Origin of the sequence: Prevotella sp. oral taxon 313, assembly GCF_003043935.1 — a bacterium.
In the GTDB taxonomy this organism is placed as follows: domain Bacteria; phylum Bacteroidota; class Bacteroidia; order Bacteroidales; family Bacteroidaceae; genus Prevotella; species Prevotella jejuni.
The window spans coordinates 1217017-1236217 of record NZ_PYXE01000001.1 but is presented as its reverse complement, the minus strand read 5'-3'; the positions used below and the strand labels follow the sequence as shown (position 1 = coordinate 1236217).

General features: G+C 41.7%; 16 protein-coding genes. 13 read left to right on the top strand and 3 right to left on the bottom strand.

The features are described 5' to 3' along the window. Positions 1-71: 71 nt before the first annotated feature. Positions 72-2375, bottom strand: a complete 2304-nt coding sequence (locus AXF23_RS04770; protein WP_009010642.1) for a transglycosylase domain-containing protein — start codon at positions 2373-2375, stop codon at positions 72-74. 166 nt (positions 2376-2541) lie between these two features. Between AXF23_RS04770 and pyrB the strand changes: the two genes are divergently transcribed. From pyrB to AXF23_RS04710, 12 genes are all read left to right on the top strand, one after another. Continuing rightward, positions 2542-3489: an aspartate carbamoyltransferase gene (gene pyrB / locus AXF23_RS04765; RefSeq protein ID WP_009010641.1), complete on the top strand. Its 948-nt coding sequence runs from the start codon at positions 2542-2544 to the stop codon at positions 3487-3489. Between the two features lie 22 nt (positions 3490-3511). Next, positions 3512-3931, top strand: coding sequence for a BACON domain-containing protein (locus tag AXF23_RS04760; RefSeq protein WP_233251238.1), 420 nt, complete (start codon positions 3512-3514; stop codon positions 3929-3931). 102 nt (positions 3932-4033) lie between these two features. Continuing rightward, a complete protein-coding gene (pyrI, locus tag AXF23_RS04755) occupies positions 4034-4489 on the top strand; it encodes an aspartate carbamoyltransferase regulatory subunit (protein ID WP_042855923.1) in 456 nt (151 codons plus the stop codon). Between the two features lie 452 nt (positions 4490-4941). Then, positions 4942-6315 carry an MATE family efflux transporter gene (locus tag AXF23_RS04750; RefSeq protein WP_107624482.1) on the top strand — a complete coding sequence of 458 codons (1374 nt, stop codon included), beginning with the start codon at positions 4942-4944 and terminating at the stop codon, positions 6313-6315. A 14-nt stretch (positions 6316-6329) separates the two neighbouring features. Then, entirely contained in the window at positions 6330-6950 is a 621-nt protein-coding gene (locus AXF23_RS04745; protein ID WP_107624481.1) for a cytidylate kinase-like family protein, read from the top strand. Then, positions 6950-7462, top strand: a complete 513-nt coding sequence (locus AXF23_RS04740; RefSeq protein WP_107624480.1) for a metallophosphoesterase family protein — start codon at positions 6950-6952, stop codon at positions 7460-7462. Before AXF23_RS04745 ends, AXF23_RS04740 begins: the two co-directional genes overlap by 1 nt. Positions 7463-7556: 94 nt before the next feature. Beyond that, complete coding sequence (rfbB, locus tag AXF23_RS04735) at positions 7557-8711, top strand: dTDP-glucose 4,6-dehydratase (protein ID WP_107624479.1); 1155 nt, start codon at positions 7557-7559, stop codon at positions 8709-8711. A 105-nt stretch (positions 8712-8816) separates the two neighbouring features. Continuing rightward, complete coding sequence (gene purT / locus AXF23_RS04730) at positions 8817-9998, top strand: formate-dependent phosphoribosylglycinamide formyltransferase (protein WP_107624478.1); 1182 nt, start codon at positions 8817-8819, stop codon at positions 9996-9998. Between the two features lie 27 nt (positions 9999-10025). Then, entirely contained in the window at positions 10026-10451 is a 426-nt protein-coding gene (locus tag AXF23_RS04725; RefSeq protein ID WP_107624477.1) for a sugar 3,4-ketoisomerase, read from the top strand. 58 nt (positions 10452-10509) lie between these two features. Next, positions 10510-11469, top strand: coding sequence for a GNAT family N-acetyltransferase (locus AXF23_RS04720; protein ID WP_107624476.1), 960 nt, complete (start codon positions 10510-10512; stop codon positions 11467-11469). Positions 11470-11516: 47 nt separating this feature from the next. Continuing rightward, the gene (locus AXF23_RS04715) at positions 11517-12614 is read left to right on the top strand and encodes a DegT/DnrJ/EryC1/StrS family aminotransferase (RefSeq protein ID WP_107624475.1); all 1098 of its coding nucleotides are present in this window, start codon (positions 11517-11519) and stop codon (positions 12612-12614) included. A 16-nt stretch (positions 12615-12630) separates the two neighbouring features. Then, entirely contained in the window at positions 12631-14103 is a 1473-nt protein-coding gene (locus tag AXF23_RS04710) for a glycoside hydrolase family 125 protein (protein ID WP_107624474.1), read from the top strand. A 1086-nt stretch (positions 14104-15189) separates the two neighbouring features. On the opposite strand, the gene AXF23_RS04705 is transcribed toward AXF23_RS04710, so the two are convergent. Together AXF23_RS04705 and AXF23_RS04700 are read right to left on the bottom strand one after the other, a co-directional pair. After that, positions 15190-16539, bottom strand: a complete 1350-nt coding sequence (locus AXF23_RS04705) for a YihY/virulence factor BrkB family protein (protein WP_107625797.1) — start codon at positions 16537-16539, stop codon at positions 15190-15192. Positions 16540-16721: 182 nt separating this feature from the next. Next, a complete protein-coding gene (locus tag AXF23_RS04700; RefSeq protein WP_107624473.1) occupies positions 16722-17807 on the bottom strand; it encodes a 4Fe-4S binding protein in 1086 nt (361 codons plus the stop codon). Positions 17808-18055: 248 nt separating this feature from the next. On the opposite strand from AXF23_RS04700, the gene gcvT reads away from it, so the two are divergent. Next, entirely contained in the window at positions 18056-19141 is a 1086-nt protein-coding gene (gene gcvT / locus AXF23_RS04695; protein WP_107624472.1) for a glycine cleavage system aminomethyltransferase GcvT, read from the top strand. Positions 19142-19201: the final 60 nt, after the last annotated feature.

The window sequence follows — 19201 nt, the reverse complement described above, 5'->3', positions numbered from 1 at the left end:
CCTCACTAACCACTCCCCTCACTTGGGGGGAGGGTTAGGGGGAGGGACAGCTACTTCTACATTATTACCTATTAGAAGTACTCCTCCTGTATACCGTTTACATTAATTGTATCGGCAGTTTGACATGGATTAAACTTAGCTGGCATGGTGAACTTAGTGCTCTGGCTATAGCCTAAACGTTTGTCGGCATAAACACGTTGCATATAGTAAGCCCATACAGGCAAAGCCATTGTAGCACCTTGACCCATAGAGGTATGATCGAAGTGGATATCACGATCCTCACCACCTACCCAGCAACCACTTACCAAGTTAGGCGTAATACCCATGAACCAACCGTCTGCGTTGTTATTCGTTGTACCCGTCTTTCCACCCATGTCGGCCGTGAGATGGTAAGCATAACGCAATCGGCTACCTGTTCCACCTTGGATAACAGCACGCAACATATCAATCATCTGATAAGAGCTAACCTCTGAGATAACCTCAGTCATCAATGGTTGGAACTTAGCAATCACGTTACCATGACTATCTTCTATCTTTGTTACGAACAATGGTGCACAACGGATACCACCATTGGCAAAGGTGGTATAGGCACTTGCCATCTCTCCAACAGATGCTTCACAAGGTCCGAGACATAACACCGGACTCGTGTTCTTATCTATATCTGGGTTGTTCAATCCGAAGTCATGTAGGATATTCACGAATTGAGAAGGCCCTAAGAGGTTGATTAGATAGGCTGATATCCAGTTGTTTGACTGCTGTAAAGCCCAACGCAAAGGTACTTCCTGCCCGTAACGAGCACGTGAACCATTACGAGGAGTCCACCCACCATAAGTGCGCTGAACGTTCGGTGCAAGTGTACAAGGAGTCATACCATTCTGCATTGCAAGTGCATAAAGGAACGGTTTGATGGTAGAACCAACCTGACGACGACCTCCCATGACAACATCATACTTGAAGTGTTGATAGTCGATACCGCCTACATAGGCCTTAACAGCACCTGTATGTGGGTCCATACTGACGAAGGCAGAACGCAAGAACGACTTATAATAGCGGATAGAGTCAATTGGAGTCATCACCGTATCTACATCACCATGATAAGTGAAGATAGTCATCTCGTGCGGTGTTTGGAAACTACGCCTAATCTCATCAGGTGTAGCACCCTGCTCTTTCAGCCGCTGATAACGCAGTGTCTGCCGACAAGAGCGATTGAGAATCTCCTTTATTGTACGACGAGAGATATTTGATGAAAATGGAGCATTCTTCTTATAACGCATTGCAAGATTAAACTGTGACTGCAAATATCCGCCTACATGCTTGCGAACAGACTCTTCAGCATACTGCTGCATACGGGTATCAATCGTTGTATAGATACGCAAACCATCAGTATTAACATTATAAGGCTCGCCATTACGTTTCGTATTCTTATTACACCAACCATATAGTGGGTCTTGCTCCCAAGCGATAGAGTCGAGTACAAACTGACGATTTTGCCATGCTTGATAGTCCTCCCGTACAGGCTTCTTAGCCATCATATACTGACGAAGATATGCCTGGAAATAGTCGGCCGCACCGCTAACAGGCTTTGCTTTAGTGAAGTGTAAGCCCAATGGACGTTGTGACAACTCGTCGTATTCAGCCTTCGTAACATAACCAGACTTAACCATCTGCATCAAAACAACATTGCGACGCTGCTTACAACGTTCTGGGTAACGAAGCGGATTGAACATAGATGGATTCTTACAAAGGCCCACCAACATGGCAGCCTCAGTCACTGTCAACTTACGAGGTTCCTTATTAAAATATACATTTGCAGCTCGCTTGATACCTACAGCATTATGTAGAAAGTCGAAGTAATTGAAATACATGGCAAGTATCTCTTCTTTCGTAAAGTGACGTTCGAGCTTTACAGCGATGATCCACTCGATAGGCTTCTGCAAAAGACGTTCCACTGTGCTATGCGCTTTCTCGGAGAACAACTGCTTTGCAAGCTGTTGTGTAATCGTTGATCCACCACCCGCACTTGCTTGTCCCATCACTCCGCGCTTCACAACAGCACGTCCAAGTGCAATGAAGTCAACACCTGAATGTTCATAAAAACGCTCATCCTCAGTAGCGACGAGAGCATGAACAAGATGCGGTGACAAGCCGTTATAGTCGATTGCCACACGGTTATTATTATCCGCATTCCATGTTCCGATGAGCTGTTGATCAGATGAATAGACCTGCGAAGCAAACTTATCTATAGGGTTAGACAATTCATCCATATTAGGCATATACCCTACCCAACCATTCCAAACAGAGATGAAAAATACGGTAATAACACCCAATATAGCAAGGAGCGAGCCCCAAAGGAAATGTACAAAATGTCTTCTCATAACGTTGTGAAAATATTATGCAAAGATAAACTAAATCAATGGATAAGCAAAATAAATAGATGTTTTTTTATAATAGATAGATATTTCCCTTTTTATCGTTCGTTGGATAGGAAATAATAATGTACCTTTACCACCAGAAAAAGAACTAAAACATCACAAAACAAATATGGAAAAGCATAACTTTGTGAATATCCAAGGGTTGGAACGTGACCAGTTGCTCTATCTTATTGAGATGGCTCAGGAGTTTGAGAAACACCCAAATCGTGAGTTACTCAAGGGGAAAGTCATCGCAACACTATTCTATGAGCCTTCTACACGAACCCGACTTAGTTTTGAAACTGCCGCTAACCGACTCGGTGCACGCGTTATTGGCTTTACCGATGCCAAGGTGTCAAGTGTCAGTAAAGGGGAGACTTTGAAAGATACGATACTCATGGTTTCAAACTATGCTGACGCGATTGTCATGCGACACTATATAGAAGGTGCAGCACAGTATGCGTCGGAGGTGGCACCTGTGCCTATCATCAACGCTGGTGATGGTGCACATCAACATCCTTCACAATGCTTACTCGACCTCTATACTATCTATCAGACACAAGGGACACTGGAGAATCTAAACATATACCTTGTGGGTGATTTGAAATATGGTAGGACTGTTCACTCTCTCCTTATGGCTATGCGTCATTTCAATCCAACGTTTCACTTTATCGCACCGAAGGAACTCGCTATGCCAGAGGAGTATAAGGTTTACTGCCACGAGCATAACATCCGCTTCGAAGAACACGAGGATTTCACACCAGAAGTGATTGCGAATGCAGACATCATCTACATGACGCGTGTACAAAAAGAGCGTTTCTCTGACTTGATGGAATATGAGCGTGTGAAAAACGTCTATATCCTTCGCCGTGATATGCTTGCTTTGGCACGTACAAACATGAAGATTCTTCATCCGCTTCCACGTGTGAATGAGATTGCATACGATGTCGATGATAGTCCACATGCCTACTATATTGAGCAGGCTCGCAATGGTCTTTTTGCGCGTGAAGCTATCTTCTGCCATTGCCTTGGAATATCAATGGAGGAGGTAAAAAACGATAAAACAATTCTTGAATAAGTACTTAATGAAGGTTATGAACATGGATAAATTAAAGAGAGGTACTTTTGCAGCATTGTTGTTCGTTCTTTTGTCTACCATATTCAGCTGTAATAAGTATACAGATGATGACCTTCACAGGGTAACCATGAACTGGACATCGGACTATACTGGCGACCCAAGGAATATAACTGTTCCTGCTAATGGGGGAACCTACAAGTTGGTATGCACCAGCTATCCAACCTTAAGGTTTGCAAGTATGGTTGTTGAAGAATCTGCAGCACAATATGGGGATAAGGTCATCAGCACCGGTATGGTAGGGAGATGGTACACAGCAGAATTAACAGGCAACACTCTCACGATTACCATCAAGCCCAACACCACTGGTAAAGTTCGTAAAGTAAACTTTTGGCTAAGGTCAGATGACGCTATCGATAGAGTTAGCATAACCCAAGAAAAATAAAAACATACTCATAATGCCTATGAGTGAACAAAGAAAACAGCCCACGAACACCCTGTCAGGCATACCTTTCAACAGAGGAGACAGAGTGAGGCTTATATGATTATGTCAAAGAAAGAACGTCTGGTAGCTGCCATTGAAAGCGGCACAGTTATAGACCATATCCCAGCAGAGAAGACTTTTCAGGTTGTGAACCTACTACAGCTCCAGAAGCTCTCCACACCTGTCACTATCGGTTTCAACTTCTCATCGAAGATGGTAGGCACAAAGGGAATCATCAAAGTGAGCGATAAGTTCTTCACTGATGATGAGATTTCTCGTCTGTCGGTCGTGGCACCGAACGTGGTGTTGAACATCATTAATGACTATGAAGTGGTAGAGAAGAAGAAGGTGGTGACACCGGACGAGCTTCGGAGCATTGTGAAATGCAACAATCCAAAGTGCATTACTAATAACGAGCCAATGGACACCATCTTCCATATAGTGGATAAGGAACATGGTATTCTCAAGTGTCATTACTGCGACAAAGAGCAGGAAATGGATAAAGTGGAACTTGTTTAGTTGGCAAGTAGATGGGTAAACAAGTTTATTGATAGACGAGGGAATGAATAAGAAGTAGGCGAGTTGCTTATATTAAGAGGGTAGTTCTATAAAATAATTAGCTGTATATTAGCTATTTACTTATCATCGTTAAAGCTAAAGAAGACACCCTCCTTTATACCTCTAAAACTTGTTTTCTCTATCAGAACACAATCAACATCGAATTATTTTCATGAAAAGAAATATTTATTTACGTGACCGGAAATATTTCTTTTCATGAAGATAAATATTTCTCATCATGATGAAAAATAACGACGAACTTAGTAGATGCATTGAGAAATAAGCACTACATACCCTATAAACCTACATTTCATGATGCTACAAATAGGTTTTCTCATTTTTTTTTCGTACATTTGCAAGCATGGTATAAGGATGTTTTTTCATTCGTTTATAGACATGTAATAGAATCTTAAATGGATAATAAGAGTGCGACTTTAGAGTTAGGAACGAAGCCTGTAGGTAAACTATTGGTACAATATGCATTCCCTGCTATCATTGCGATGATAGCAGCCTCGCTCTATAACATTATAGACAGAATATTTATCGGACAGATAGTTGGTCCAATGGCGATATCTGGTTTGGCCATAACTTTCCCTTTTATCAACCTCGGAGCAGCCTTTGGAGCAGCCGTAGGAATAGGTGCATCGACGTCTATCAGTGTTAAGTTAGGTCAGAGAGACTACAAAACAGCAGAGAACATCCTTGGTAACACGATAACACTGAACTTGATTATAGGAAGTTCCTTCGGCATAATATGCCTCATCTTCCTCGACCCCATCCTGCGCTTCTTTGGTGCAAGCGATGCCACCATCCCATACGCTCGTAGCTTCATGGAGGTTATCTTAGCTGGTAATGTAATCTCTCACATGTACTTTGGAATGAATGCTGTACTCCGAGCTGCGTCAAAACCACGACAAGCCATGACGGCTACCATATTCACAGTATTGATGAATATAGTGTTAGACTTTATCTTTATCAGACTTTGGGGATGGGGAATTCGTGGCGCTGCATTCGCTACTGTCTTATCGCAAGCATTAGCTTTATGCTGGCAGATGAAGCAGTTTACGAATAAAGATGAGATACTACACCTTAAACGAGGAATATATCGTCTTAAAAGACACTTGGTTGAGAACATCATTTCGATCGGTATTTCTCCATTCTTGATGAATGTTTGTGCCTGTATTGTGGTTATCTTCATGAATAATCAACTTGTCAGATACGGTGGCGACATGGCTGTTGGAGCATTCGGAATCGCCTATAGTATAGCGATGATCTTCGTCATGTTTATCATCGGTTTAGACCAAGGTATGCAGCCAATAGCAGGCTATAACTATGGTTCTCAGCAGAATGACAGATTGATGCGAGTACTGAAACTGACCATCTTTGCCGCAACGGGGATTATGGTCACAGCTTGGTTAATAGCCCATTTAGCTCCACAATACTGCGCACGCATGTTTACCACGGACCCAGAACTAATTCAACAAGCTATCAAAGCAATTAAGATAAACATGATGATGTATCCTATTGTAGGATTTCAAATGGTTGTAACAAATTTCTTCCAGTGTATTGGTAAGGTAAAGATAAGTATCTTCTTGTCACTCTCTCGCCAACTACTATTTCTTATCCCACTCCTTATCATCTTACCGAAATTCTTCGACTTAGATGGTGTGTGGGCTTCGCTGCCTTCAAGTGACTTCTTAGCATCATTAGTTGCGGCCATCATCCTTGTTACTTATATGCGGCGAATGAAGAAACAACTGGTGAACAATCAAAACTCAGAATCATAATAAAGAATCTAAAGATGGAAAAGGAACTAATCATAAACGTTGGTCGTCAGATAGGTAGTGGTGGCCATATCATTGCAAAGATGCTTGCAGATGAGTTTGGATGTCAATACTATGACCGTGAGATACTCAATATTGCAGCTAAGGAGAGTGGCTTCTCTGAGAAGTTCTTTGAGCAAAATGATGAGCAGAAGGGATTTATGAAAGGACACTTCCACATACATCTCCCGCTCTTAGGCGACAATGACTTTTATAAGAGTAATTTCTCACAAGAAAGTCTATATCAGTTCCAAAGCGATGCTATTCGGGAGATGGCAAAGCAGAACCCACGGTGTGTATTTGTCGGGAGAACTGCCGACTATGTCTTACGTGACAATCCTAACACTGTCAATATCTTTATAACAGCTTCATTAGACACCCGTATTACTAACGTATGTGAGCGACGCGGATGTACGAAAGAAGAGGCTCGCAAGTTTATTGAGAATGGTGAGAACGAACGTGCTAAGTATTATAACTATTACACAACAAAGGTTTGGGGACATGCAGAAAGCTATGACCTCTGTATTGATGCCAGCATACTTGGCTTAGAAAAGACCAAGGACTTGATAGCTGATTTCATCAGAAAGAAGAACAGTTAATGAAACGTATTGGTATAATCTCTGATACCCACAGCTACTGGGATGATAAGTATGAATACTATCTTGGCAATTGTGACGAGATATGGCACGCTGGTGACATTGGCTCATTAGAGGTTGCTGATAAGTTCGAAGCCATGAAGCCCATCTTCCGAGCCGTATGTGGGAATATAGATGACAATACTCTGCGTGCTCGTTATCGGGAGATTCTACGCTTCAAGTGCGAGGATATTGACGTACTCCTTAAACATATCGGAGGTTACCCAGGTCGTTATGACCGCTCAGTACAGGGTATGCTATTTGCTTCGCCGCCCAACTTGTTTGTTGACGGACATTCTCATATCCTCAAGATACAGTTTGATAAGACATTAAACCTACTTCATATTAATCCAGGTGCAGCCGGTCTACGTGGATGGCACAAGGAAAGAACATTGGTGAGGTTAACCATTGAGGGCAATAAATTTACTGATTGCGAGGTTATAACATTAGGTGATAAACAATCTGAACATATATAATATTCCTCTGAATTATAGTGGTCTTAGACGTTACATACAATAAAGACTATTAAAACTTACCCATAAGAATAACAAACAAATTAATAATAAAGATATGAAAACTTATTTAGTAACTGGTGCTGCCGGCTTTATCGGAGCAAACTACATTAAGTATCTACTTCATAAGAAGTATGTGAATGAAGAAATTAAGGTTATCATCCTCGATGCACTTACATACGCAGGTAACCTTGGTACTATCAAAGATGATATCGACGATGAGCGTTGTGTCTTTGTAAAAGGAGACATTCGTGATCGCGAACTTGCCGATAAACTCTTTACTGAATATGATATCGACTATCTCGTAAACTTTGCTGCAGAAAGTCATGTCGACCGTTCTATTGAAGACCCACAGTTGTTCCTTTCAGTTAATATCCTCGGCACACAGAACCTTTTGGACGCTGCTCGCCGTGCATGGGTGACAGGTAAAGACGAACAGGGCTACCCTACATGGAAAGAAGGCAAACGCTATCACCAGGTTTCAACAGATGAAGTATATGGTTCATTGGGTGCTGAAGGCTACTTTACAGAGCAGACCCCACTCTGTCCACACAGCCCTTATTCAGCCAGCAAGACCAGTGCTGACCATTTTGTAATGGCTTATCATGATACTTATCACATGCCTGTCAGCATTACACGATGCTCTAACAACTATGGTCCTTACCACTTCCCAGAGAAGTTGATACCATTAATTATCAACAATATCCTCGAAGGTAAGAAACTACCAGTATATGGTGAAGGATTGAATGTACGTGACTGGTTGTATGTAGAAGACCATTGCAAGGCTATTGATATGGTTGTACGTGAAGGACGCGAAGGCGAAGTCTACAATGTTGGTGGTCATAACGAAATGAAGAACATCGACATCGTTAAGCTCACTATCAAGACTATTCATGATATGATGGCAGCAGACAAGAACCTCCGTACAATCCTTAAGAAGCAGGTGAAAGACGCAAATGGCGATATCGACATCAGCTGGATTAATGAAGAACTAATCACACATGTCCCTGACCGTTTAGGCCATGATGCACGCTATGCCATTGACCCAACAAAGATTAAGAACGAGTTAGGTTGGTATCCAGAAACGATGTTTGCGGATGGTATCGTTAAGACTATCCGTTGGAACTTAGAGCATCAAGACTGGATACAAGAGGTTACTTCTGGTGATTACCAAAAGTATTATGACATGATGTACACCAAGAAAGGGAGATAACATAATTAAATAAAATATAATTCTACACCCTCATCTCTCCATCAGACAACAATGGTGAGGGTGTTAACCCTTCTCACATTCAAAACGTAGACAATATCTCTTCACATGAAAAAAATCTTGTTATTAGGCTCAGGCGAACTGGGCAAGGAGTTCGTTATTGCAGCTAAACGTGCTGGACAGTACGTCATTGCTTGTGATAACTATGAGAACGCACCAGCCATGCAGGTAGCTGATGAGTCTGAAGTAATAGATATGCTTGATGGTACAGCACTTGATGCTATTGTCGATAAGCACAAGCCTGACCTCATCATTCCAGAGATAGAAGCGATCAGAACAGAACGCTTGTTCGATTATGAAGAGCGTGGAATACAGGTTGCTCCATCAGCACGTGCTGTGAACTTCACGATGAATCGCCGTGCTATACGCGACCTCGCAGCACGTGACTTAGGGTTAAGAACAGCTAAATACTTCTATGCCAAGACTTATGAAGAGTTTAAGACAGCAGCCGATGAGATTGGTTTTCCATGCGTTGTAAAACCTTTGATGAGTTCAAGTGGGCATGGGCAGAGCTATGTTCACAATGATGAAGAACTTGAAGAAGCATTTAAGAATGCGATGGATGGCGCACGTGGCGATGTGAAGGAGGTGATTATTGAAGAGTTCATAGACTTTGAGAGCGAGTTTACCCTACTCACTGTGACACAGAAGGACGGTCCTACCCTCTTCTGCCCACCTATCGGACACATACAGAAAGGTGGCGACTACCGTGAAAGCTGGCAACCATACGCTATCTCAGTAGAGGCTTTACGGCAGGCAGAGCATATTGCCAACGAGGTAACACGTGCTCTTACAGGATATGGTATATGGGGAGTTGAGTTCTTCCTAACAAAGAAGGGAGAAGTAATCTTCTCTGAGCTATCACCACGCCCACATGATACTGGTATGGTCACATTGGCTCACACAACCAATTTCAACGAGTTTGAGCTTCATTTCCGTGCCGTTATGGGACTCCCAATCCCTGCTATCCACCTTGAACATGCAGGTTGTTCAGCTGTTATTCTATCTCCTACAGAGAGCAACAAACCTCTGTCTTACAATCTAATAGAAGCTTGCAAAGAAGACAGGACACGCCTACGTATCTTCAATAAACCTATTGCTCATGTCGGACGACGTATGGGTGTAGCACTCTGCTATGGGGAGGTTGGCACCGATATGGATGCACTTCGTGATAAGACTAAGCGTGTTGCAGCAACCGTATTAGGTACAGATCCCTATATGAAGAAGTAAAAGACGATAAGTCTAAAGACTGTAAGAATGAACGAAACAGAATCTTCAATAGGAAAGATTATCTCTTTGCAAAAGATAGTTGACCCACGTGGCAACCTCTCTCTTGCTGAGGCAATGAAAGACATCCCCTTTAACATCTCTCGAGTATATTGGACATACGATGTGCCATCAGGCGCTTGCCGTGGTGGTCATGCCCATAAACACTGCCGAGAGTTCATCATAGCTGTTAGCGGATCCTTTACTGTTACGCTTGATGATGGACATGGTAAGCAATCTTTCCTACTGAATCATCCCTATCAAGGGCTCCTTGTCAACACAGATATATGGCGTTCGCTCGACGATTTCTCTTCGGGGGCTGTTTGTCTCGTCTTGGCCGAAGACCCTTTTGATGAGGCTGATTATATTCGTGAATATAAGGAGTTTCTTAATTATATAAGTATTAAGGAGAAATAAGAGAAGCCCCACCAAATTGGCCTAAGAACACCATTCTGACGTTTAATGCTAATATATAATGATTGAAGTAAAGCAATATACGCAAAAAAAAGCGCAAGAGTGGAACGACTTTATAGAGCAATCTCGACAAGGAACATTCCTCTTCAATCGTTCTTATATGGATTATCATGCTGATAGATTTCAGGATGCTTCGTTGATGATTTACCGTAAAGAACAACTCTATGCACTCTTACCTGCTAACCGTTTAGGCGATACACTTTACTCTCATCAAGGGTTAACTTATGGTGGACTAATAACAAAGAAACAGGCTACTACAGCAGAGATTTGCGAGGTATTTATTAGGATTAATGAATATCTTTACCATTCTGGAGTACAAAGAGTTATCTATAAACCTACGCCATGGATATACCATTGTTATCCTGCCGAGGAAGATCTCTATGCGCTTACATATATTTGTCATGCGCAGCTAACGGCTCGTGACATCTCAAGTACTATTCCACTCGATTCACTTATGACGTTTGGAAAGGACCGTAGGAGAGGAGTTAGGAAAGCAACACGTGCTGGCGTGACAGTTCGGGAGAGTAAAGACCTTGCAACTTTTTGGGATATTCTCGATAAGAACCTTACCAATAAGTATGCTACTCACCCTGTACATTCCCTTGAAGAATTAACTTTACTCCACAGTCGGTTTCCTAACTCGATTAGACTATTCATGGCTTACAATGACAAAGGGATTGCTATTGGGGGCACTATCATCTATGACATGCCACAAGTCGTTCATACTCAGTATATCTCAGCATCTCCAGAAGGGAAAAGACTTGGGGCCATCGACCTCCTCTTTGACTATATTCTTAATGACGTCTATGCCAATCATAAAGGATTCTTTGACTTTGGTAAGAGCACAGAAGAGGAAGGGAAGATTCTTAATACTACGCTTATTTTCCAAAAAGAAGGCTTTGGAGGACGAGGAGTATGCTATGATTGTTATACGTGGGAAACACGTTCTGTCATAGAATAATTCGAGCAATCCCACAACAACCAACCTTCCTTTATAAAAGCATAAATATGATTGATTACCTCTCACTTCAAAAGATAACAGCCTTGCATGAGGCAGAGATGACTGCTGCTGTTAATCAGGTACTACGCTCAGGATGGTATCTGCAGGGGGAGTGTACGACATTGTTTGAAAAGAACTACGCACAATATATTGGTACGAAATACTGCGTAACTTGTGGTAACGGACTTGATGCACTGTGCCTTATCCTCCGTGCTTATAGGGAATTAGGGCTGCTTAAAGAAGGAGATGAGGTCATCGTACCAGCTAACACCTACATAGCAACTATCCTTTCCATCACCGAGAACCACCTTACCCCTATCCTTGTTGAACCCGATATCAACTCTTTAGAGATTGACAGTCAGCTGATTGAGCAAGCTATCACACCTCGTACACGTGCCATCATGCTTGTTCACCTCTATGGAAGATGTGCCTTCACTCCCTTCATCAGCGACCTCTGTAATCGTCATAACCTCCTACTACTTGAAGACAACGCACAAGCTCATGGTTGTCACTTCGAAGATAAACGGACAGGAAGCCTTGGTCACGCAGCCGCTCACAGCTTTTATCCAGGTAAGAACCTCGGTGCCTTGGGGGATGCTGGGGCTGTGACAACCAATGACGAACAGCTGGCACAGACAATCAGAAGCCTTGCCAACTATGGTTCAGCACGTAAATATGAGTTCACTTTCAAGGGCCAGAACAGTCGTATAGACGAAGTTCAAGCTGCTGTGTTGAACGTGAAACTACCCTATCTCGATGGTGAGAACCAACGGAGAAAACAGATTGCTAAGACGTACTACGACAATATTAACAACCCACAAATAACCCTCACAGAGGATAAGGACAGGGATAATGTGTATCACATCTTCCCCATCTTCTGCCCTACTCGCAACCGCTTGCAGCAATATCTAAGGCAGAATGGCATTGGAACGATGATACACTACCCTATTCCACCCCATCAGCAACAGGCTTATAAGGAATGGAACGACCGACATTATCCTATCACAGAGCTCATTCATCAGCAAGAGCTCTCCCTTCCTTGTAACCCCACAATGACTGATGAAGAGGTCTATCAGGTTGTTGAACATATCAACAAGTATCAATAAAACTAAATCATAACGTATGAGAAAGATTACCTATATTACATCAACATTCGTTGCACTTATGGCATTACAAGTGCAAACTGTCAATGCTGACAATATTAATAAGGTACAAGTAAACCATCTCACCTGTCCAGCAGATGCAATGACACTCGTCTCAAAGCGCCCTAAAGAGGCTGAAAGACTTTTCCGTTCAGAGGCTGTAGAGAAAGAGATTCAAAGCATCGTAAGGAAGTTGACGAATAAACGACTTGCTTGGATGTTTGAGAATTGCTTCCCAAATACACTCGATACCACCGTTCACTATGGTGAAGAAGCTGATGGAACACCTGACACATTCGTCTATACTGGCGACATCCCTGCCATGTGGCTACGCGACTCTGGTGCACAGGTATGGCCTTACGTACAGTTGGCTGGTAAAGACAAGAAGTTAAGGAAGATGTTAGCTGGTGTAATCAATCGCCAGTTGAAGTGTATCAATATTGACCCATACGCCAATGCTTTCAATCATAAGCCAGACCCAAATGGTCGTTGGATGACCGATGAGACAGATATGAAACCAGAGATACACGAACGTAAGTTTGAGATTGACTCTCTCTGCTATCCTATCCGTCTTGCCTTCGAATATTGGAAGGTTACAGGCGACACAAGTGTCTTTGGACCTGAATGGATTAAAGCAGTAGAGAACATACTCAAGACTTTTCATGAACAACAGAAGAAAGATGGGAGAGGAACTTACAAATTCCTGCGTGTTACAGACCGTGCACTTGACACAATGAACAATGCGGGCTGGGGTGCACCTGTCAAACCTGTTGGATTGATAGCATCTGCCTTCCGCCCATCAGACGATACTACGACGCTACAATTCCTTGTCCCATCAAACTTTATGGCAGTGTCTTCTCTACGCAAGGCAGCTGAGATTTTGACTAAAGTAAACAAGGACACTGCACTTGCCGCACAGTGTACTGACCTTGCCAATGAGGTTAGCAACGCCTTACAAAAGTATGCTGTCTACAATCACCCTAAGTATGGTAAGATATATGCATACGAGGTAGATGGTTTTGGAGGCTACTTCTTAATGGACGACGCCAACGTACCGAGCCTGTTAGCAATGCCATATCTTGGTGACGTAAGCGTTGATGATCCGATCTATCAGAACACCCGTCGTTACGTATGGAGCGAGGATAACCCCTACTTCCATCGTGGTAAAGCGGGCGAGGGCATTGGTGGTCCGCACATTGGTAACGACATGATATGGCCAATGTCCATCATGATGAGGGCCTTTACCTCAAAGGATGATAAGGAGATTCGACAGTGTATTGAGATGTTGATGAATACTGACGCCGGAACAGGTTTCATACATGAAAGCTTCTATAAGGACGATGCCAATAAGTTTACCCGTGAGTGGTTTGCTTGGCAGAACACTTTGTTTGGAGAGCTAATCATAAAGTTAGTTAATGAAGGCAAGCTCGGATTACTTAACAGCATACAATAGTCAAGTGGAAAGACAAATGTGGAGATATTTTAGAAAATAGGGAATAAAAACTGAATATTTACCTTATTTAACATTATATATTTGGGTATATAACAAGATTTAGATATCTTTGCAACGTGTTTTTCATGGTATTAGATTATTAAGGTTAGAAGATTAGTTGTCGTGAGACAAGTAATCTTTCAGTCCCAGACTAACAAGTCTGGGACTTTTTTTATTTATTAATACACTTAGTGTTTATTATCTAAAAGAATCTAAATAACAGTTTTCTAAAAACTTGAAGAGAATAAGAACCTCAGCCTTTCACCAATTACTCTTCTTGACACCTCCATTAAAGTTTATCACTAAAAAGGTTTTTAGAAATCTAAACAACAAACAATCATGCAACAGCAGGAGCCATTTTTCCCATAAAATAGTTGTTCGTTTATAGCCTACTTGATGGCTTCTACCTCTACTTCTCACCCGTAGTAAGTGAGAAATCTCACCTCCTCTTATTTTCTTAAACGCTTTCCCTCCACGCCTCAAAGGTACAAGTACAATAGTAAAATATCATTACATATTATCACACTAAACACCTTCTACCCAAGAGTATATCATCGCTTAAAGAAGAGTTTGTAACCTACACGAAATCAGCACATTACATACTGCATTTAAGAAGACGCCTTTCTTGCTCCAAGAAGAGCGTCTTCAACACCCAAGAGGGGCATGTTCTTGATTGTAGAAGGGCCTCTTCTATTAGCTTAAAAGGCATGTGTTAGGAAAGAGAATAGCGAAAATTATTGACAAGGAAATAAAGAAGGAACCTCTCCCCCAGCCCCTCCCCGAAAGGGAGGGGAGCGCCTAACGGGACAAAGTTTGCTATGATTTTAACCTATCACTCAACACTTAACAGCCAAAAAACAAGCCATTAACACCCAACATTCACCACCTAACACCCAGCTAAACAAGCCATTAACACCCAACATTCACCACCTAACACCCAGCTAAACAAGCCATTAACACCCAACATTCACCACCTAACACCCAGCTAAACAAGCCATCAACACCTAACATTCAACACCCAACACCCAGCATAACATACTGTGGGAATTACTCTTCAACGTTGCTTATCAGCTCCTTAATATTGATTGATTTCAGTTCATTTAGATAAGCTACACGCACACTCCCCACCTTATTATATATATCATGGTTCCATATCCTTTGAGGAGAGAAGCCTAAAAGACCCAACTTCGACGACTCAGGAGCCGACTCCAAACGAGCTATCATCTCGCCAATAGTAATGTTAGTTGTGTCGTATGTGGGCGTGTAAGTAACCTCATCAGAAGTAGGAGAAACGTTTTCTGAAACAAGGTCTACCTGCATTAACTTGTAAAGTATCTCCACCGTGATACGTACCGGAATATCCGTTGCATCCTTTATCTGCAAAGCTGTATGCGGTTTCTCACCTTTTGCAAAGCGCTGACAGATATGGCTTAATACCGTTGCACACATCATCATAAAGTCATTATGACATATTTCCTCCGTATCAATCTGACACTCATAGTACTCTAAATTCTGATTGATATAGCTAAGCTCGGCACAAAAAAGGCAGATATACCATGACACAAGTATCCATAACATAAACAACGGGAGTGCCGCAAACGAACCATAAATGGCATTGTAACTGGTAAGAAATATCTGTCCATGGATATAAACAGCTTGTAGACAGAGCATAGCTAAGCTCGCTATCATCGCAGGACCAATTGTTTTCGTTATCTTAACCTTCGCATTAGGCATGAAAACATAAAGTACTATGAACATAAGCGTAAGTATAGCCCACGGCACAAGATAGCGAAGTGAGAAGCTCGCAATGGTCCCAAGGAAACGAAGATGGTTTAAGTTCTCTACAAAACTATAGAAATAGATACTCAAGCCAGATAATATGATAATGCTAATAGGTACAAGAAACATCATAGCAGTATAGTCTATAATCACCCTACTAAGGGGACGAGTGCCCTTAGCTTGCCATACACTATCGAATGCACCTTCTACTGTTCGTATCAAAGAGAATACACTATAAAGCATAATCACCAAACCTATTCCAATAAAGATGCCTGTTTTAGCATGGATAAGGTATGATTGCGTAAGCTTAAGTAGCCAAGTAGCGGCCTCTGGTTGGGCCGACAGCATCTCACGAAACTGTTTTTCAAGGAATTGTCCAAAGCCAAAACCATTCGCAATAGCGAAAATCATGGACGCTATAGGTACGATGGCCATAATCGTGGAGAACGATAGCTCTGTCGCAGAAGCTGCGTGGTTGCGTTCAAAAAAGAATTTCACAGCAAGATAGAACTTTTGTAACTCTCTGATGGCAATGTTCTTTCGCTTCGAGCTATGCTCTCTCTTCAAGAAGAGACCTACTGTTAAGAAGTATTTTATACGGTTGATATCGACCTTCATCATTGTTCTTTTTATAGTAAATTATAGGAGTTATTGTGCAAACTTAATAAAAATAAGTTGAATACTCACCAAAAGATAGATCTAAGTAAACACACACATACATCTTTATAAATAATGTGGACTAAGCTATATTCAAGTATTCAATAATATTTTCGCACCTTCCTCACCTATAAAAACACCGTTTACAACCATTTTGTAATCTTTGTTGACGACAACTTAAAGAGGCTTCCCATAGGACAAACAAAGCGACAATAAGGGCGTGGAACAAAGATAGAAAGTAGCACAAAGACGATGGCCAAAAGGATAATCACCCAAGAAGCTGACTTGAAAATGAAAGCTATGAAAAGCTCATAGTTCATCCATTCTGACCATACACCCGTGAGCATCAAAAGCATTAGAAGCCAAAAGAGAATCTTACGGAAACGTTCTAAGTATTGTACCGTTCGCTTACTCATCTTCCATTTAGTATGATTAGCCATTCCAGCTAAATCTTGTATGGATCCCAAAGGACAAATGTTCGTACAATAATAATTCTTCTTACCAAATAGAGGATAGATGAATGCAGTAATCAACATGATGATGGGAATTAGTGATACCCACATGTTGACACCGCCTGACATGAACCCAACAAGGACAGACCACGAAAGGAAAGTACCACACCAAAGGCCTAAGACAACGAAATTCAGTAGGAGTTGGAACACACGATAACGCTTAGACTTAATAAACAAAGGGATAATAGCTGCCATGAGAACCACGACAAGCCCTACAAGAGTTTTCGTTCGTAAATCTAACTTATCGAGCAAAGACGTTTCTTTCACGTTATTCGCAGCATACTGTAGACCCGCCTTCATATTCCCAATAATGCCCTTTGAGCTGAATGTAGCACCCGTCACACCATCTACCTTCATAGCTAATGCTTGCTCAGTGGTCTTACCGTCCCAACGAGTCAATAAGGCACTCGCCTCATGAAAGAAGTCGGGAGTTTCTGAATTGGGTAAGGTTTCCACCTTTACTATCCTACCTTTCTTTATGTAAATCTCTAAAGGTACTGCACCGCCAAAGCCTTTCACATCCTTTGCTAAGTAAGTTGTATTAATAACTACCGTCCCATCATCCAACGTACGGAGCGTATCTACACGAGCTTTTGTGACCTTCTTTTCATTGTTAAACACACTATTTCCTAATAGTTTACCATCCCTTTGTACGGCAGCAACAGCAACAACTAATAAGCAAGCAATAAGTAATAATATCTGTTGTAACTTCTTCATCTAACTAATCCCTTTACTATCTTGATGAGATACAAAAGTACTAATAAATATTGGAAACCATTAATTATACAACTCACAAAGTCAACCAATTCCTAACTTTAAGTTTATTAACATCATTTCTTGCGATTTTATTTTGTAACATCATCACTTTTCTTTATTTTTGCAATCGAACTTAATTCTTAAAGCCAACCTATTGTAAATACACATATAGGTTACAAAAGAAGAACAGAACTTAAAACCTAAACAATATGACAAACAAAAGAACTTGCCTTTATGACAAACACGTTGCATTAGGCGCACTAATTACTCCATTCGCTGGATTCGATATGCCCATTCAATACACAGGCATTATTGATGAGCATAATGCCGTTAGAGAACATTGTGGAGTGTTCGATGTCTCTCACATGGGAGAGGTGGTTGTAAGTGGTCCCGACGCTGATAAGTTCATTAATCACATCTTTACAAACGATGTGAACGGACTTGCTGCTGGGAAAGTACTCTATGGTATGATATGCTATCCAGATGGTGGTGTAGTAGATGATACCTGTATTTGTAAACTTGCCGACCAGCTTTACTTGATGACTATCAATGCTTCAAACATCGACAAAGATGTAGCATGGATTGAACAAAACGCTGAAGGCTTCAATGTTACCATTGAGAACAAGAGTGAAGCATACGGTCAATTAGCCGTTCAAGGTCCTGAGGCTGAGAAGATGTTAGAGGATGTGCTCGGTCTTGACTGTAAAGATCTGAAGTTCTATGAGGTTAAGTGCTTAAAGCAAGATGGCGTTGACGTTATCGTGTCTCGTACAGGCTACACAGGTGAAGATGGTTTTGAAATCTATGGAACACCTGAGTATATTGTTAAGGTATGGGACAAGCTAATGGAAGCTGGCGTTAAACCATGCGGTCTGGGCTGCCGAGATACATTGCGTTTCGAGGTGGGTATGCCTCTTTATGGAAATGAACTTTCTGACAAGATAACCCCTGTCATGGCTGGACTATCTATGTTTGTAAAATTTGACAAGGATGAGTTCATCGGCAAGGAAGCTCTCTTGAAACAGAAGAAAGAGGGAGTCCGTCAGCGTCTTCGTGGTATTGAATTAGACGAAAATGCTATTCCTCGCCACGGATACAAGGTTCTTAAGGATGGTGTAGAAGTCGGTGAAGTCACTACAGGCTATCGTCTTATCTCTACAGATAAGAGTTGTGCTGTTGCATTAGTCGATGAGTCCATTCAAATGGGTGATAGAGTTGACATCCAAATACGCAAGAAGACATTCCCAGGAACGGTCGTTAAGAAGAAATTCTACGACAATCACTATAAGAAATAAAGTCGGATAAGAAACAATAATGGGAGGATTATATTGAAATTGAATAGTCTTTATAAAAAA

Excerpts from the sequence above, each read along its gene's own strand:
- AXF23_RS04770 (WP_009010642.1), bottom strand. The coding sequence starts at position 2,375 with ATGAGAAGACATTTTGTACATTTCCTTTGGGGCTCGCTCCTTGCTATA.
- pyrB (WP_009010641.1), top strand. The coding sequence starts at position 2,542 with ATGGAAAAGCATAACTTTGTGAATATCCAAGGGTTGGAACGTGACCAG.
- AXF23_RS04760 (WP_233251238.1), top strand. The coding sequence starts at position 3,512 with ATGGATAAATTAAAGAGAGGTACTTTTGCAGCATTGTTGTTCGTTCTT.
- pyrI (WP_042855923.1), top strand. The coding sequence starts at position 4,034 with ATGTCAAAGAAAGAACGTCTGGTAGCTGCCATTGAAAGCGGCACAGTT.
- AXF23_RS04750 (WP_107624482.1), top strand. The coding sequence starts at position 4,942 with ATGGATAATAAGAGTGCGACTTTAGAGTTAGGAACGAAGCCTGTAGGT.
- AXF23_RS04745 (WP_107624481.1), top strand. The coding sequence starts at position 6,330 with ATGGAAAAGGAACTAATCATAAACGTTGGTCGTCAGATAGGTAGTGGT.
- AXF23_RS04740 (WP_107624480.1), top strand. The coding sequence starts at position 6,950 with ATGAAACGTATTGGTATAATCTCTGATACCCACAGCTACTGGGATGAT.
- rfbB (WP_107624479.1), top strand. The coding sequence starts at position 7,557 with ATGAAAACTTATTTAGTAACTGGTGCTGCCGGCTTTATCGGAGCAAAC.
- purT (WP_107624478.1), top strand. The coding sequence starts at position 8,817 with ATGAAAAAAATCTTGTTATTAGGCTCAGGCGAACTGGGCAAGGAGTTC.
- AXF23_RS04725 (WP_107624477.1), top strand. The coding sequence starts at position 10,026 with ATGAACGAAACAGAATCTTCAATAGGAAAGATTATCTCTTTGCAAAAG.
- AXF23_RS04720 (WP_107624476.1), top strand. The coding sequence starts at position 10,510 with ATGATTGAAGTAAAGCAATATACGCAAAAAAAAGCGCAAGAGTGGAAC.
- AXF23_RS04715 (WP_107624475.1), top strand. The coding sequence starts at position 11,517 with ATGATTGATTACCTCTCACTTCAAAAGATAACAGCCTTGCATGAGGCA.
- AXF23_RS04710 (WP_107624474.1), top strand. The coding sequence starts at position 12,631 with ATGAGAAAGATTACCTATATTACATCAACATTCGTTGCACTTATGGCA.
- AXF23_RS04705 (WP_107625797.1), bottom strand. The coding sequence starts at position 16,539 with ATGAAGGTCGATATCAACCGTATAAAATACTTCTTAACAGTAGGTCTC.
- AXF23_RS04700 (WP_107624473.1), bottom strand. The coding sequence starts at position 17,807 with ATGAAGAAGTTACAACAGATATTATTACTTATTGCTTGCTTATTAGTT.
- gcvT (WP_107624472.1), top strand. The coding sequence starts at position 18,056 with ATGACAAACAAAAGAACTTGCCTTTATGACAAACACGTTGCATTAGGC.